This window comes from Schaalia canis (assembly GCF_003858455.1).
In the GTDB taxonomy this organism is placed as follows: domain Bacteria; phylum Actinomycetota; class Actinomycetes; order Actinomycetales; family Actinomycetaceae; genus Pauljensenia; species Pauljensenia canis.
The window spans coordinates 118349-134481 of record NZ_RQZF01000005.1 but is presented as its reverse complement, the minus strand read 5'-3'; the positions used below and the strand labels follow the sequence as shown (position 1 = coordinate 134481).

The 16133-nt window shown below is 58.8% G+C and carries 15 protein-coding genes and 1 tRNA gene; 8 read left to right on the top strand and 8 right to left on the bottom strand.

Translation table 11 applies throughout. The features are described 5' to 3' along the window. Positions 1-173: 173 nt before the first annotated feature. Entirely contained in the window at positions 174-422 is a 249-nt protein-coding gene (locus tag EII11_RS06665) for a WhiB family transcriptional regulator (protein WP_124870485.1), read from the top strand. Positions 423-516: 94 nt separating this feature from the next. On the opposite strand, the gene EII11_RS06660 is transcribed toward EII11_RS06665, so the two are convergent. After that, a complete protein-coding gene (locus EII11_RS06660) occupies positions 517-1977 on the bottom strand; it encodes a sensor histidine kinase (protein WP_124870482.1) in 1461 nt (486 codons plus the stop codon). Positions 1978-2039: 62 nt separating this feature from the next. Here EII11_RS06660 and EII11_RS06655 point away from each other — a divergent pair, with 62 nt between their 5' ends. The 4 genes from EII11_RS06655 to EII11_RS06640 all read left to right on the top strand — a co-directional run bounded on the left by EII11_RS06655 (position 2040) and on the right by EII11_RS06640 (position 4546). Next, the gene (locus EII11_RS06655; protein WP_124870479.1) at positions 2040-2528 is read left to right on the top strand and encodes a DUF2505 domain-containing protein; all 489 of its coding nucleotides are present in this window, start codon (positions 2040-2042) and stop codon (positions 2526-2528) included. An 87-nt stretch (positions 2529-2615) separates the two neighbouring features. Next, positions 2616-3026, top strand: a complete 411-nt coding sequence (locus tag EII11_RS06650; protein ID WP_124870476.1) for an OsmC family protein — start codon at positions 2616-2618, stop codon at positions 3024-3026. Positions 3027-3215: 189 nt separating this feature from the next. After that, the gene (locus EII11_RS06645) at positions 3216-4019 is read left to right on the top strand and encodes a thymidylate synthase (protein ID WP_124870473.1); all 804 of its coding nucleotides are present in this window, start codon (positions 3216-3218) and stop codon (positions 4017-4019) included. Next, positions 4019-4546, top strand: coding sequence for a dihydrofolate reductase (locus EII11_RS06640; protein ID WP_276310955.1), 528 nt, complete (start codon positions 4019-4021; stop codon positions 4544-4546). Before EII11_RS06645 ends, EII11_RS06640 begins: the two co-directional genes overlap by 1 nt. Before the next feature lie 105 nt (positions 4547-4651). Here the strand turns inward: EII11_RS06640 and EII11_RS06635 are convergent, their stop codons facing one another. Next, positions 4652-6178: a DNA recombination protein RmuC gene (locus EII11_RS06635; protein WP_124870469.1), complete on the bottom strand. Its 1527-nt coding sequence runs from the start codon at positions 6176-6178 to the stop codon at positions 4652-4654. Positions 6179-6329: 151 nt separating this feature from the next. On the opposite strand from EII11_RS06635, the gene EII11_RS06630 reads away from it, so the two are divergent. Continuing rightward, the gene (locus EII11_RS06630) at positions 6330-7115 is read left to right on the top strand and encodes a class I SAM-dependent methyltransferase (RefSeq protein WP_124870466.1); all 786 of its coding nucleotides are present in this window, start codon (positions 6330-6332) and stop codon (positions 7113-7115) included. Between the two features lie 148 nt (positions 7116-7263). On the opposite strand, the gene EII11_RS06625 is transcribed toward EII11_RS06630, so the two are convergent. The 5 genes from EII11_RS06625 to EII11_RS06605 form a co-directional block, all read right to left on the bottom strand. Next, positions 7264-7551: a hypothetical protein gene (locus EII11_RS06625; RefSeq protein ID WP_205649255.1), complete on the bottom strand. Its 288-nt coding sequence runs from the start codon at positions 7549-7551 to the stop codon at positions 7264-7266. Positions 7552-7567: 16 nt separating this feature from the next. Further along, entirely contained in the window at positions 7568-8017 is a 450-nt protein-coding gene (locus tag EII11_RS06620; RefSeq protein WP_124870460.1) for a hypothetical protein, read from the bottom strand. Continuing rightward, positions 8017-8772: a hypothetical protein gene (locus EII11_RS06615; protein ID WP_124870457.1), complete on the bottom strand. Its 756-nt coding sequence runs from the start codon at positions 8770-8772 to the stop codon at positions 8017-8019. The genes EII11_RS06620 and EII11_RS06615 overlap by 1 nt, the downstream gene beginning before the upstream one ends. Before the next feature lie 427 nt (positions 8773-9199). Next, positions 9200-9273: transfer RNA gene (locus tag EII11_RS06610), tRNA-Met, on the bottom strand. A 202-nt stretch (positions 9274-9475) separates the two neighbouring features. Continuing rightward, the gene (locus EII11_RS06605) at positions 9476-12448 is read right to left on the bottom strand and encodes a UPF0182 family membrane protein (RefSeq protein WP_124870517.1); all 2973 of its coding nucleotides are present in this window, start codon (positions 12446-12448) and stop codon (positions 9476-9478) included. Between the two features lie 279 nt (positions 12449-12727). On the opposite strand from EII11_RS06605, the gene EII11_RS06600 reads away from it, so the two are divergent. Beyond that, positions 12728-13276, top strand: coding sequence for a PPA1309 family protein (locus EII11_RS06600; protein ID WP_124870513.1), 549 nt, complete (start codon positions 12728-12730; stop codon positions 13274-13276). 13 nt (positions 13277-13289) lie between these two features. Here EII11_RS06600 and EII11_RS06595 read toward each other — a convergent pair whose 3' ends face one another. Further along, a complete protein-coding gene (locus tag EII11_RS06595) occupies positions 13290-14486 on the bottom strand; it encodes a YlbL family protein (RefSeq protein WP_124870454.1) in 1197 nt (398 codons plus the stop codon). Between the two features lie 92 nt (positions 14487-14578). On the opposite strand from EII11_RS06595, the gene EII11_RS06590 reads away from it, so the two are divergent. Then, a complete protein-coding gene (locus EII11_RS06590; protein WP_124870450.1) occupies positions 14579-16114 on the top strand; it encodes a zinc-dependent metalloprotease in 1536 nt (511 codons plus the stop codon). Positions 16115-16133 lie beyond the last annotated feature (19 nt).

The window sequence follows — 16133 nt, the reverse complement described above, 5'->3', positions numbered from 1 at the left end:
TCACCACCGCTTCGCCAACGTGACGATTTACACACCGTTCACGCAGAGTTTCCTTCTCATTACTATTGCTTGGCCCGCCCGAATAGACAAGACTTGACGCTAGTTGTTTTTGCCTCTTACCAAGAATCTGTCCCACCGACAGAGACTTCATTGTGTGAACGGAGTACACCACCATGGACTGGCGGAGTGAAGCGGCCTGCCTAAGCGTCGACCCTGAACTCTTCTTCCCTATTGGGAATACCGGACCTGCTGTTGCACAGGCTGCCGAAGCGAAAGCCGTATGCAATAACTGCTCCGTTAAAGCGGTCTGCCTACAGTGGGCGATCGAAAACAACCAGGATTCAGGAGTCTGGGGTGGCATGAGCGAGGAAGAGCGACGCTCTCTCAAGCGCCGCACCGCCCGCGCACGCCGCGCTTCCTGACACGAGGTTTACCCCTCTTTTACTGTGGGCCTGCATTGTGCGAATCACGCACGGTGCGGGCCCACAGTGTTTCCACAACACATCCAAGGACGTCTTATCCCTGCCCGTCACGCACACGCAAGGTGACGATCGTGCCCCCTTCAGGTCGCAACGACCACTCAATAGTGCCGCGCAACTCCCCACGCACCATCTGATTAACAATTTGAGTTCCCAAACCAGACATCGGCGTCCCCGGCTCAAAACCCGCACCATTGTCCGTCACCGTAATCACCAGCGAGCCATTCACTCGCTCAGCATCAACCCAGACAGTGCCATCACGATCCTTCAAGCCGTGCTCAATCGAGTTTGCTACCAGCTCATTCAGGATCGTCGCCAAAGCTTGTGCGTGATCGGCGCCCACGCTACCAAAACTGCCAGAGGTAATAACCTCAACAGCATGATCCGTTGAGGACACTGCGCCCACCATACGCAAAATGGAACGCAAGACCTCGTCAAAGTTCACGGTCTCATCAACGTTCTGAGACAAGGCCTCATGCACCGTCGCAATCGCTTGCACCCGGCGCTCAGCCTCAGCCAACGCCACTTTCACAGCCTCCTGATCCGAACGCCGCGATTGGAGGCGCAACAGCGCAGAGACACGCTGGAGATTATTCTTCACCCGGTGGTGGATCTCGCGAATAGTCGCGTCCTTCGTAATGAGTTCTTGCTCATGCAAGCGCTTCTCCGAAACATCACGGGTAAGAATCACGGCACCCACCCGCGTGCCATCCTCCAAAAGGGGAAGAGCACGCATCGTGATCGAGGACGAATGAGCGGCGATCTCCGTCGTCCATGACGCTCGCCCCATAATCACCAGAGGGGTTCCCTCATCCACCGTCGGTGAATCAATCATCACGTCGGTGATTTCTTCAGCGAGAATACGCCCCGTCATCGAATGACGAATACCCAGACGACGCATACACGACACCGCTGGGGGCGTGCGATGCAAAATCACGCCGTCACGGTCAATGACGATCACGCCGTCACTCACACGCGGAGCGCCACTGACGGCAGTCGCCGGCGTGGAATCGTAGGGGTACTCCCCCCTTGCGATCATCGCGCACAGTTGATCGGAGGCTCGCTGCCCCCACTGCTCAAATCCCGTCGCCAAACGAGGCGAGGCAATATTCGTCTCCCGTGTAATCACAGCAATCACTCGCCCGTTTCGGTAGACAGGGACGCACACCTCGCTCACGGTGTAGGTGCCCGCCCAGCGTGCTGTCGCAGAGCGAACGACCTCGCCAGTTTCCATCGCTTCACGCAAGGCTGCCTCACGTGCAGAGGGGAGATACAGCCCAATAATGTCATCCACATGCACAGTCGAGGACGTACCCGGGCGGCAGTGAGCGATCGCAATAAAGCGCCCCTGATCCGTTGGGACCCACAGCACGAGGTCCGCTGCCGCAAGGTCAGCCAAGACCTGCCAGTCGGCAAGAAGAAGGTGAAGCCAGTTAAGATCTTCTTCGGGCAGTGGTTTTGCCGTGGCACTCTCGACCAGTTGCTTCAGACTACGCATAGCCCCACTGTAGTAGGGCCTCGCCCACTGTAAAGAATGTCCCCCACTGTTTCGGAGTTCCTATGCGTTTTGAACACACCATTACCTACCCGGCCCCCCTGGAAACAGTGGCTGCCATGCTAACCGACGTGGAGTACACCAAGGGGCGCTTCGCTGCCGCCCGAGTCAACGCAAAGGTCGAGGCTGCCCCCGCAAACCCCTCGTCCATCATCGCGCGCATTCCCCTAGACGCTTCCCTCCTTCCCGAACCCGCCAATCGTTTCGTCCCAGCAGACACGGTAATCACCCTGACGGAAACATGGGAACCACTGTCAGGTTCGACACTGTCTGGTACTGCCGTCGGGGATTTCCCTGGCCTCCCAATTCGCATGACCAGTCAGTCGCAGTGCATTGAAGAAAATGGCGTCACCCAACGCACAATCACCGGCGAGTTAACTGTTTCAATCCCTTTCATGGGGGGTCGAATCGAGCAGATGATTGAGGGACACCTGGGATCCCTTGTGCGCCAAGAAGAAGAGTTTGCCGCGCATTGGCTCACATCATCGGAGTAAAATTTCTCCCTAGTTCTACGGCATTGTGCACCCAACACGTCAAGTGAATGCCAACTCGTCGAGTGAATAACAGACAAGGAGACTCAGATGGCCCTGCATCTAGAACGCGTCGGCACCCGCCGCTACATCGCCCGTAATGAGCGCGGCGCGGAAGTCGCTATTGGCTCTGGTGAAGGTGAGTTCACCCCCGGTGATCTGCTGAAGTTGGCTCTGGCTGGCTGCAATGCCATGTCCTCTGACGTGCGCATGCAAGGAGCCCTTGGTGAAGATTTCGCCCAAATCACCACTGTTGACGGCGAATACAACGAGGAAGCGGATCAATTTGACTCCTTCACCGTTGAACTCATCCAGGACATGTCTTCCCTGAGTGAGGATGACAAGGCCGCGCTGCTGCGCCGCGCAGAAGGTGCCATTAACCGCAACTGCACCATTGCCCACACGCTGGCCAAGGCAACGCCCTACACCCATGTGTTCACCTCAGAGCAGGTAGCTGACTGACGCAACTGCTATTGCAGACAGCGTGACATCGGGCACTTGTGCCGTGGGGCGTAACCATCATGGTTGCGCCCCTTTTCATTGCTAGGCTTGGAAGGAGGCGCAGCATCAGCCCCCCATTTATTAGTCGCAGGGTTGACTCAGAGGATTCGGCTGTCACGCGCTGGCCTATGTGGAACAGAGGAGATCACTGTGACCGTCATTGACCGCCAATACGAGGATCTTTTGCAGCGAATCCTCACCGAAGGTACCGAGAAGGGCGACCGCACGGGAACGGGCACAACCTCGCTTTTTGGCGCCCAGCTCCGATACGACCTCTCCAAGGGCTTCCCGCTCATCACCACCAAACGTGTGCACATGAAGTCGATCGTGGGCGAACTCTTGTGGTTCCTGCGAGGGGATTCAAACGTGCGGTGGTTGCAGGACAACGGCATCCGCATTTGGAATGAATGGGCCGACGAGGACGGTAACCTTGGCCCCGTCTACGGCGTTCAGTGGCGCTCGTGGATGGATGCGAATGGGCAGCATATTGACCAGATTTCGCAGGTTCTCGAAACATTGCGCACGAACCCGAACTCGCGGCGCATGCTCGTGTCGGCATGGAACGTAGGGGCGTTACCAGAGATGGCTTTAGAGCCCTGCCACGCTTTCTTCCAGCTTTACGTCAATGATGGGCGTTTGAGCTTGCAGCTCTACCAGCGTAGTGCTGACATGTTCCTTGGGGTGCCTTTTAATATCGCCTCGTATTCCTTGCTCACCCACATGTTTGCTCAACAGGCTGGTTTAGAGGTTGGCGACTTCGTGTGGACAGGTGGAGACTGCCATATCTATTCCAACCACATGGATCAGGTACGCGAGCAGCTTTCGCGTGAACCGTACCCCTTCCCCACGTTGACGTTGCGTAAAGCAGCATCCATGTTTGAGTACGATTTCGATGACGTAGTGGTGGACGGCTACGAACATCATCCGACGATTAAGGCTCCGGTGGCAGTGTGATTGTGGCAAGCATTTGGGCTCAGGACCGCACGGGGGTTCTTGGCACAGGCACTGACATGTGCTGGCATGTTCCAGCGGATTTCGCACACTTTAAGCGCACCACGATGGGAGCGCCGATCATCATGGGCCGCGCCTCCTGGGAGTCTCTGGGGGGCGCCCTACCCGGCCGCCTCAACATTGTTATTACCCGCTCGCGGGATTACGTGGCCGAGGGTGCCCAGGTCGTGCATTCGCTAGGGGAAGCACTCACCGTGGCCACCCAGCGTGCTGCCGCCGACGGCGTGGACGTCGTGTGGGTGACAGGTGGCGGCACCGTGTATGCCGAGGCTATGGAGATCGTCGACGAGCTGGTGGTGACGGACCTAGATCTCGATGTTGCCGCCGACCTGCCCGCTGACGCGCCCCTGGTGCGCGCTCCCCTGATCGACACCTCTGTGTGGCGCCCGGACCCTGAGCGTTCAGATGCCGATTGGCGTGAGGTATCGGGGGATGCCCGATGGAAGGTGACCACCTGGGTACGCGGCTAACATCCCAGCACTGATACTTCTGTCCTCATTTCTGACCTGTCGGAATCTCATTCCCTGTTTCTGCAGGCGTAGCTTTACCATCCCTTAGATGGGCTCGTTGGTTCCTCATTCCAGCAGGCTGCCCTTGGACGGCTCTACTGCGGCGGTGGGAGTAGCGGGAAAATCAGGTACGACTTCCTGGGCTGGCGCGTCCACGAGTTCAGGAGCACCCACGAGTTCAGGAGCGCCAACAAGTTCAGGAGCACCCAGGGCATTGGGCACCTGTTCAATGGGCTCCAGGGATTTCAGGAGTGTTCCCTCGTCTAGGCTATTGAGCTTACGAGCGGTGACGAGTACTCGACTTTCAAGGGATCCCGCGAACTTATTCCACGCACTAACGGAACGCTCGATTGCTTTGCGCATGCTTTCAGCGTGTGTGCCGAGCGTTGCTAAACGCCCGTAGAGTTCACGGGAGAGGTCAAAGAGCTCTTTGGCTTCCTCGGTAATGAGTTGCTGCTGCCAGGCGTAGTTAATGGAGCGCATCACTGACCACAAACTGACAGGTGAGACGAGGGCAACCTTCTTGCTGAAAGCGTAGTTCAAAAGCTCGGGATCGGTTTCGAGTGCAGCCCCAAGGAGGGCTTCTGAAGGAATAAAAGCAATGACGAAGTCAGGGCTGCTGGGCAATGCGCTCCAGTAGGAGCGCTTCGCGAGTTCATCAACATGTCCGCGCAGGGCTTTCGCATGCTGAGTGAGGAGCTGCTCGCGTTGAAGATCGTGAGCGTGGGAGACACCAGAAGCAATCCCTTGAGCTTCGATGTAGGCCTCGAAGGGGACCTTGGCATCCACAGGAATGATCTTCTCCCCCGGCAGATGGATCAGCATATCCGGGCGGCCAGTGGATTCATCACCTCGTTGGGTGACCTGCACGTCGAAATCAACCCGCTCAACCATGCCCGCAGCTTCGACAATATTGCGCAACTGTGCTTCACCCCAGGAGCCTCGAATACGGCTATTCCGCAGGGCTCCGTTAAGGGATGAGGTCAGTGCGCGGAGTTTCTCATCGTTTTCTTGAGCACGAGCAAGCTGCTCACCAAGCGCCCCATACTGCTGTTCGCGGGCTTTTTCCATGTCGGCCAGTTTGACCGCCATAGCGTCCAGGTGTTTGGTCACCGGTGCAAGGGCCTCAAGGATACGGTGTTCTTCCTCCGCATTGTCTAGCTCTTCAGCGCTGCGGCGTTGGAGTTCCTCGGCGTGCTTTGCTGCTTGCTCACGGAAACGGTGTTCAGAGGCTTCCAGGCGCTCGGCCCATTGGGTGCTATCTCTGCGGCGTTCGTCCAAGTGCCGCTGCGCATTGTCAGCGATCTGCTGTTCGAGGGCGGCAACACGTTGTGCCCACTGCGCGCTGGTACGTTGGTTTTCCTCGACGTGTTGTTCCTGGAGTGTGTGAAGGTGGCGTTGAGCGTCGGCTAAACGAGCCTGCCACTGGGCGTTTTCTCGTTCGCGCTCCTGGGTGGTCAGGGCAAGGGTCTTTTCCAGGACCTCAACTCGCGCCTGCCCGTCAAGCGGGGTGCGCGACCGCGCTGCCAGCCAGCCACAGAGCGCGCCGATCGACAAGGCAATGATGCCGAGAAGAAAATGCGTCCAATCCATACCTCAACGCTACGCACCCCACCCCGCATTTGCGTAAATCACCACTGGGGGTGGGGCATAGCGGAGGGACACTGCATCTCCGACCTCGACACCCCATTGCTATATTTCATGGGGACGCACGTTGTCACCAGACCTGCGGAGGAACACTCTGATGAACACTCATTGGGCCAATAAAGCTCAGGCTTACCATCGCTCCTTTGCTTCCGTCTGCGCGGGCACCATACCGGCCATCATCGATCATCTTCAGCCGGGAGTGGTCGCTGATATTGGATGCGGCACGGGCGCACTCGCCCTCGCTGCCACGCAAGCCGGATACAGCGTGCGCGCCTGCGACCCCGAAGAAGAAATGGCGGCTTTCGCCGCCGAGTTACTGCAGGACACGCCTGCCAGCGTGGTCGTCGACACCTTGCCCAAGCTATCCACCTTCAAGGATCACAGCGTCAACAACGCTGTGGCAAACTTCGTTATCAACCATGTTCCCGATCCACGTTCCCATCTGGCAGGCCTCGGAAGAATTATTCAACCCGGCGGGCACATCCTGACAAGCGTGTGGACCTCAGATTTCCTCCCTCACCGTGATCTCATGGCTCAGGTAATGGCACGTTACCCCCTGCAGGACGCTCCCCCTTCTACGCGTCTTCCCGAACACCTCGACTTTGAACGTTCATGTGAGGGACTCTCAGCACTCAATACCGATGTAGGCTTCACCGTACTGAGTACGCAGCTCGTCCAGTGGCAGTGGAACATCTCTTGGGATGACTACTGGTGCGGTCTTGAGGCGGGCATCGGAGGCATTGGAGCGGTATACATCAGCCATCCACCGAACATTCGCGAGCAAATCCGCCAGAACATCGCTGGGCTCCTCGCACCCTACCGCGCCGCTGACAACACGCTGAGCTTTCCCTGCCAGGCTGCCCTGGTGTGTGCAACACCGTAACGCGCAGGGAAATCTTTCATGCAGGATGGCAGTAGGGAATCTGACGTGGCCGTGTCAGCCTAAGACGCCCTACCCAAGAGTCTTTGCCGCGCGCGGCATCGACACAGGGCATCCTCGCGCCGCACCTGATGCCAAGCGAACAACAGGATTACAAGCCCTTCAGGAGGTGTGCGACCTCCGGCGGGTTGAAGCCTCCGACTGTCTGCTCATCCAAGTAGCGCCAGAAGTCGACGTCCAACTCCGGTTCAGAATCGCCCCACCACATGTCCGCGCGGCCAGGCTGGGGTCCTTCAATGTCGAGTGTCAACCAGCCACCCGTCACATGCGAATAGAACGTGTACGAACCGGAAAAACGCTCATACCATGGGTCACCCGGAATGTAGTCACCCACACAATGCACCTGGTCCAGATCGATGAGCCCTAGACCGTGGGACATGAAATCGTAGAACCCGTCATGCGTCTGCTCGTAGAAGCACTTGAACCTTGTCCCACACACCCCTCACCTGGCGAATCCCACCCACTACAAGCTCATCAGGCCACGAGGGCTGCAAAGGATTACCCCCACCGTAGTACTGCGTCGAACCCGACATGGAGTCCACGGAGTAAACGACACAATAGCGCCCGTCGCTCACAGCCAGTTCCGCATCGGCACAGTGTTCCTCGAGGTAAGCAAGCGTCTGGGGCAGCACCTCGCCAACCGTTCGCCTCATGAGCGAGATCATCAACTCCACGCGCTCGACCGGCGCCAAGAGCGGCAACTTTCGCCACTCATCGGGAACAGGCTCCCCGGCCGGAACCTCACCCACCACCGGCCGAATCGGACGGCGACCGTACGTGTAGCGGCCAAGCAGCTCGTACTTCGACGGCTCACGTCGACGCCCCAGCCAGCCGAACACACCCATCAGACCCCCTTCAGGAGATGAGCAACCTCTGGCGGGTTGAAGCCGCCAACTGTCTGCTCGTCCAAGTAGCGCCAGAAGTCGACGTCCAACTCCGGTTCAGAATCGCCCCACCACATGTCCGCGCGGCCAGGCTGGGGCCCATCAATGTCGAGCGCCAAATACCCGCCCGTCACATGCGAGTAGAACGTGTAAGACCCCGAGAAACGCTCCTGCCCCGGCTCGCCGGGATAGTAGTCACCCAAACAATGCACTTGATTCAGGTCAATCAATCCCAAACCATGCGACATGAAGACGTAGAACCCGTCATGCGTCTGCTCGTAGAAGCACTTCAGAACCTTGTCCCACACACCCCTCACCTGGCGAATCCCACCCACTACAAGCTCATCAGGCCACGAGGGCTGCAAAGGATTACCCCCACCGTAATAGCGGTCCCTACCCGACTCTGTTCTCACCGTGTACACGACGCTATAACGCCCGTCGCTCACGGCCAGCTCTGCGTCCGAGCAGTGTGTCTCCAGGTAGGCAAGCGTCTGAGGCAGTACCTCGCCGACCGTTTGCCTCATGAGCGAGATCATCAACTCCGCTCGCTCATTCGGTGCCAAAACGGGCAAACGTCGCCACTCATCGGGAACAGGCTCCCCGGCGGGAAGCTCACCCTCTACCGGTCGAATCGGGCGACGACCATACGTGTAGCGCCCAAGCAGCTCGTACTTCGACGGCTCGCGTCGACGCCTCAGCCAGCCGAACACACCCATCACATCCCTTCAAGAGTCGACCGTCGCCCGCAGGCGGTGCGCCGCGAAGGTTTTAGCCCACGATCTCTCTGCACACCAGAGGTGCAAGCAGAATTGTGAAACCGGCTTAAGCCTCGCCTGCGTGCCTTTATACGAGCAAGTTTATCCAGAGGAACACTACTGAAAAAGGTTCCTGGGTTGGATTTCCTGGAAGAACCTCGGCATGCGCCGCAGAGTTCACCTGATGATGGATACGGTCACTTCTGAGCCACACGTCAACGCTGGGTTTGCGGGGGCAATGGAGCACTTGTTGCACAGCATGACACCTATAGGTGTTACACAAGGTCACTAGTGCTCCGCAGCGCAACAAGTGTCACACTATCGAAAGATCTCCAGCCGGGCACGAAAAAGCGCGACATGCAAAGCATGTCGCGCTATTTTCATTTAGTAGCGGGGACAGGATTTGAACCTGCGACCTCCGGGTTATGAGCCCGGCGAGCTACCGAACTGCTCCACCCCGCGTCGGCTTGATTAACAATACTGACTTCACCGCTCAGCTTCAACTTCTCAGACGGTGACATCGGTCATTGTTGCGCTCAAAAAGGCTCCCAAGCGACCAAATACCGCACCATCCTGGCAAAACACCGGTGCCCGCCAGGAAACTCCTGGCGGGCACCGGCCTCGCTCACTCACACAGATGAGCTCAGATCACGCAGATCGCTCATCAGCCGCCAGACTGGACGCCCGCACTACCGGCAGCAGCGCCCGCGCCCGATTGGGCACCATCAGCGCCACCTGCCGGTGCCTGAGTCACGCCAGAAGTATCCTGCCCCAGAGCGTCCTGGGCAGAAAGAGCATCCTTGAGCGCCTTATCGAGCTTCTCTTGAGCCACGCCATAGGCTGCCCAGTCGCCCTTCTGACGAGCCGCGTCAGCTTCCTTCATAGCATTGGCCGCTGTCACGAGCGAACGGTTGAGTCGATCTTGAGCTGACAAGGGTGCGGCACCCTCGTCAGCGCCTTCAGAGGGAGTCTCCCCAGCGATGGTCGCAGCGGAGTCACCGCCGAAGGTCTGATCCAGTGACGCCTGCAGAGTCGGAGCGAAGCCCACCTGACCACCGAAGGAGGTCAACACCGAACGCAACACCGGGTAAGAAGCGCTGCCCGTGCCCTGAACATACACCGGCTGGACGTAGAGCAAACCGCCGCCCACCGGGAGGGTCAGCAGGTTACCTCGAATCACCGTAGAGTCAGCCTGGTTGAGCAGGTTCAACTGCGAGGCGATCTGTTCCTTGGAGTCGTAGAGATTCTGGACCTGGCCAGGGCCAGGGACTGTCGTTGAGGACGGCAGGGCAATCAGACGCAGCTTGCCGTAGCCTTCTCGGACCTTACCGGCTTCGTTCCCCGTCTCAGAGTCAACGGCGAGGAAGCCTGCCATTGCTTCACGGCGCGACTCGCCGCCGGGCACGAATACCGATGTCAGCGAGAACTCTGCGCTCTCTTGGCCTGGCATCTGCATGGTCAGGTAGTAGGGCGGCTGCGCGGTAGACGTGGCTGCCTGACCTTCCTGCTTGTTGAGCTGGTTCACCGTCGAGGTTTCCTGGGCCAGACGCCAGCGGTCGCCGCCGGTGTAGAACTCAGCAGCCTCACGCACATGGTAGGAGGTGAGGAGTTCACGCTGGACCTTGAAAAGATCTTCGGGGTAACGCAGGTGGCTCATCAGGTCACCGGAGATGCTGGAGATCGGCTCGATCATGTCAGGGTAGATCTTCATCCAGGTTGACAGGATTGGATCCTTCTCGTCCCACTGGAAGAGGCGCACCGACCCGTCGTAGGCATCAACGATGGCCTTGACCGAGTTACGCATGTAGTTCACGGTGTTGACCTGGACGAAGTCACCAACGGCGGTTGAACGCGAGTCAGTCGTGGCCTGGTCAAGTGCCTGATGCTGCGCATAGGGGTAGTTGCTGGAGGTCGTGTACGCATCCACTACCCACACGAGGCGTTTCGGTGTGGAAGGATCGTCGTCCGTGTCGACAACTGCCGGGTAGGCGTCCTGCTCCAGAGTCAGGTAGGGCGCAACCTTTGACACGCGTGTCAACGGGTCACGATCGTAGAGAATCTGCGACTCGGAGTTGGTTTGTGAGGAGAAGAAGATATCGGTGGAACCGAACTTGACCGAGTACAGGAGCTTGTTCCACAGGTTCCCCACGCTGGGGCCGCCATTACCTGAGAAGGTGGTCGACACCTGGCCACCAGGGGCATTGTCGTCGGGGTAGTCGAGCTCTTGAGGTTCTGCGCCTTCAGGCGCGCCCACGATGGAATACAGGGGTGCTGAGGGCGAGAAGTAGATTCGGGGTTCGTATTCGCCCATTTCACCAACGGAGGGAATGGATTGCTCCCAGTAGGCGGGCAGGCCATCACCTGTGACGGTATTACCGTAGGCGGCAACGACGCCAAAACCGTGCGTGTAGACGGTGTGGAGGTTCACCCAGGTGCGCTGTTCGGGCGAGAGGCCATTGAGGTCCAGTTCGCGCATGGCAATGACCGTGTCGCGGCGCTCGCCATCAATGGTGTAACGATCGACCTTCATGCCTGAGTTGAAGCCGTAGTAGGGGCGCGACTGCTGGAGCTGACGCACCGTGGGGACGATGACTGCGGGGTCGAGCAGGCGGATTTGCGAGGTCGCCTCGGAGTCTTCGCGAAGCTGGCCGGGGCGGGCATCCGTTCGGGCCGCGTAGGTCGTGTATTCGAGGTCGTCAAGTCCGAAGGCCTTGAGAGTGGCGTCAATATTGCGCTGAATAAAAGGCGATTCAAGCTGGCGGGCGTTCGGGGTGACGCGGAATTGTTGGATGAGCCCCGGGTAGAGGCCACCGATCACGAGGCTGGAGACCACCGTGACCACCACACCAACGGCTGGCAGACGCCAGGTTCCCTTGAAGGCCGCAACAATGAAGAGGGCGGCGACAACCAGCGAGATGATTGCCAGGATCGAGTGGGCAGGCAAGGTGGCGTTGATGTCTGCGTACATGGCACCGTCAACGGGTTTACCTTGCTTAGTGAGGAGGCCGTAACGCCCCAGCCAGTATTGAGCGCCAATCAGAACCGAAATAATCGCGGCGAGGACGCCCAGGTGTAGGCGTGCAGCTCTGGAGGCGTGGGGGCGTGGAACAGCACTGATATTGCCGTAGATGTAGTGGACAACCACGGCTGCGATCAGGGCAATGCCGAAAGCGCGAAGCAGGAAGGATGTGAGGAGTTCGAGCATCGGCAGGATAAAGATGAAGAAAGAGATGTCCCAGCCAAAGACGGGGTCAACTTCCCCGAAAGAGGTGGCGTTAACCGAGGTCAACATTGTTTGCCACTGGGTTGCAAGGCCCGTGCCATTGAGTAAACCGAGCACTGCAGGTACACCCCACAGAATCACGGGGCTCAATGATTCGAGAGCTTGCTGGTAGACCCGTAGGCTTGCCGAGCTGTCCCCACGAGATGCCTGCTGTCGAGTAGCGTAGGCCAGGCGGATAGTCGCTGCTGTCAGGGCAAAGACAATCAGGAAGCCCAGCACAAAGAGGCCTGCGATAGCGCCCCAGCGGGTAAAGATAATCCGGGTGGCGTTCATCTGATCGAACCAGAGGATCTCTGTCCACACATTCGATGCGACGATCACGATACCAACGAAAATACCCACTGCGGTGATCATGATGGACAGGGGGCCCAGTCCTCGTCGATTCGACGACGAGGACGGGGGTTGAGGGGGTTGCGGCGTAGGGCCGGGGCCAGGGAAGGCGCTCACAGCGTCATCCTCTCTTCCTTGAATATTCCTGCCTTCTATCTTAGTCGGCCCCGGCTATTCTTCCCTGTTGAGCCGTGGCGTCCTGAGTCTGAGAGGACGGGGTGACATGCGTGCCTGAAAGAGGCGAGGTCGCCAGCACTGCCGTACTCGTGTCACGATTAGGACATGACTGACTCTGGATCTTCGATGATGCCCACCGCCAACCAGGTGGCCCTTGCCAATGTTGTTGTCGATATTGAGAAGGCAGCCTCCCGCGCGGGCTGGGATCATGCGCCCTCGTTGTACGCGCTTGTTCCCACGGCTGAGCTGATCGCACAACCTGATATTCCAGAGGATATTGCCCAGGCTCTCCGCGAAGGGTGGGACGGTTCTGATACGCACCTGTCCGCTGTCATTCAGGAGGATCTTCCCGAGGATGAGCTTGAGGATGTGCTCGGTCATTTGGCGTGGCCGGATCAAGTTGCCGGGGCAGCGTTGACCGTTGAGCGCGTCATTGTTCCCCCCGAGGTTGAAGCCGAAGCTCCTTCCGATCCCGAGGAAGCCGTCGAGTTCATTTCGAACCACCCTGCACGCACTGAGGTGCGTTTGGCCGTAGGCGTTTTGCGTTCAGGGGAAAGCTGGTGTGCTTTACGCGCCCGTACCTTTGATTCTGACGACAAGGTGGGCCAAGGGTCTGTGCTTGTTCCCCACCTCGTCGAGGCCCTCGCCGCTTCCTTCGCCCCTGAAGAGAGCTGACTTTGGCGACAGGCTAGGCTGCGTTCTTGACGTAGCAGGCGGGGAGGCTTTCCGTCTTTCCCTGCGCGATGGCGTCAATGGTTGCCCTCGCTTCCTTCAGGTCCTCAACGCGCACAACGTTGATACCTGTTGGAGCCTCAGTCAGTTCGCCACAGTTTGCTGCGGGGGCAAGGAACCACTCAACGCCTGAACGCTTAGCGCCCTCGATCTTTTGGGATAGTCCGCCGATGGGTTCAACGCGCCCGTCGTAGCTCAGGGCACCCGTGCCTGCAATTCGTGCGCCACCAGTCAGGTCACCGGGGGTGAGGCGGTCGATGATACTCAGGGCAAACATCATTCCCGCTGAGGGGCCACCCACATCCTCAAGGTGTACTTGCACGTCAAGGGGCATTTGAATATCCGTATTGAGGTAGATCCCCAGCTTCGAGCCGCGCCCATCAGGGCTCTCCCCAGAGACGATTTTTTCAGTGACAAGCTCCCCACCTCGACGAAGTGTGACCGCAAGTGTTGTCCCGGGGTCTTGCCTGCCCATCAGGGCAAAGACGCCTGATGCGGTGTCGATGGGGTGTTCAACGCCGTCGGGAGTCGTGACAGAGACGAGTTCGTCACCCTCCTTGACCTTTCCGACGGCTCCCGATTCTGGAACTGCGTCGACAATGGTGACCTTCGCTGGGACCGACCAGCCGAGTTCTTCGAGGGCTGCAACAGACGCAGTCGAATGCGAAGAAGTCATCTGTGCCTGTGCGATCTCTTGAACCTCTTCGGAGGAGATTTCAGTGGGATACACGTCGGCGTAGTTGTCGATCTGGGATACGCCGTCAAACCAGTATCGGGCGAGGTCAAAGAAGCTCAGGTACGTACCGGGCCCGCCGTGCTCAGAGATCGTCACCATATGAAGCTGGCCAGGATTTTCGGGCTCGTCCTCGTCCAGGGCCACGCGTGTTCCAGTTGCTGGATCTTGTCCGCTGATGGCGATAATTTCAGGCTCACCCTCGTGGTGCTTGAGGTCGAAGGTCGGGCCGGGTGAGAGGACGACATAGGGGGCGGGCAGGGATCCGGCAGCCGCAATCAGCAAGCCGCCGAGCAGGGCGCCAAGCAGCGCCCACCAGCGGCCATAACGTCGTTGTTCCTCAGGGCGAACCACAGCAGGTCCTGCAAGAGATGGGGACGAAGATGGCATGGAAAAGCGGTCATCCGTTGAGTACGACATTGTTCTATTGTGAATCTTCTGGACCGTGGATGCACATAGAGCGCACCGTTTGGGCGCGCATGTGAGCGGTCTCAACCAGTAGAGTTTTGAGTATGAGCGATGCCTTCCACGAGGACGAAAATCCCGCCTTCCACGAGTTCTTACGAAAGTTTCTTGGTGAGGAGGCCGCAGAAGAAGCCCTGCGCTCCATGCGAGCCCAAGGCATTGACCCTTCTGCCCTTGGCGCGAGCATGCCCGATGTCAATGTCGATGCCATGCTCAGCCAGTTTCGCCACATGCTCAATACCTCCACCGGCCCGGTGAACTGGTCGATGGCGCACGACCTCGCCAAACAGACGACCTTCCAGGGTGGCGATCCCACGGTGACGGCCGCTGAGGCTGCCCGTGCTCGCCAGGCTATGTCCATTGCTGACCTGTGGCTGGATGCCGTGACGGAGTTTTCTCCCGGACAGGTAGAGCGGGCAACGTGGACTCGTTCAGGGTGGATTGACAACACCGCCGACACGTGGAAACGCATTTGTGAGCCGGTAGCCGCCAATGTTGCTCGCGCGCTCTCGGATGCGTTGGCACAACAATTCGGTGAACTCGGCGGCATGGAGGACGCTCAAATGGCTGCGATGCTGCCAGGCGGCGTGCCTGCGTTACTTGGTCAGGCTGGCGAGATGATGCCCAAGCTTGCCTCAATGGTGTTCGCCACTCAGATGGGTCATGCGCTTTCCGCCATGGCGAAGGAGTGTTTCGGATCAACTGACATTGGCCTGCCCCTATGCGCCCCTGGTACGACAGCCCTTGTCCCCCACAATGTGACGCTCTTTGCTGACGGCTTGGACGCTCCTTTTGAGGAAGTCCAACAGTTCCTGGCTGTGCGCGAGTGCGCTCACCATCGTCTCTTTGCATCGGTGCCGTGGTTGGCCAGCGATCTTATTCACGCGGTTGAGTCCTACAGCGGCGAGATTGCTATTGACACCGAGGCCATTGCTGAGGCCGCTCGTTCCATGAATCCTGAGGACCTCAGTTCGATGGATTCAGCGATGGCATCGGGCGTGTTCGCTCAGAGCCATTCGCCCAGGCAGGCTACTGCTTTGGAGCGTTTGGAAACTCTGCTTGCCCTTGTTGAGGGCTGGGTGGAGACGGTGACGGCTCGCGCCTGCGCCCCCTATCTTCCTCACGCTGACAATCTGCGTGAAATGATGCGTCGACGTCGCGCCTCCGGTGGTCCTGCTGAAGCCGTGCTCGGCAACCTTATTGGCTTGACCTTGCGACCGAGGCGTTCACGCGGCGCAGCCACGCTTTTCGGCCTCGTTGAGGCTGAGAAGGGCAGGGAGGGCCGTGAGGAACTATGGCGCCACCCTGATTTCATTCCCACCGCGCAGGACTTGGATGAACCCGAGTCCTTCCTGCTGGTGCGCGAGGCCGCACCCGACGAGGTCGACGCGCTGGACGCTGAGTTCGCGCAGTTGCTAGAGGGCACGTTGGGCTGGGCTGAGGGTTTATCTCCTGCGGATGATCCTGAAGCAGAAAGCCTGCGTGCAGCAGGCTTTGACATGCCTGAAGGCTCATCGTCACTACCTGAAGATCCCGACACGCACGATGACGGCGAACACAACAAGGGTGACGAGGACGAGTAGGCGCCCAGCTCCGAAGAGC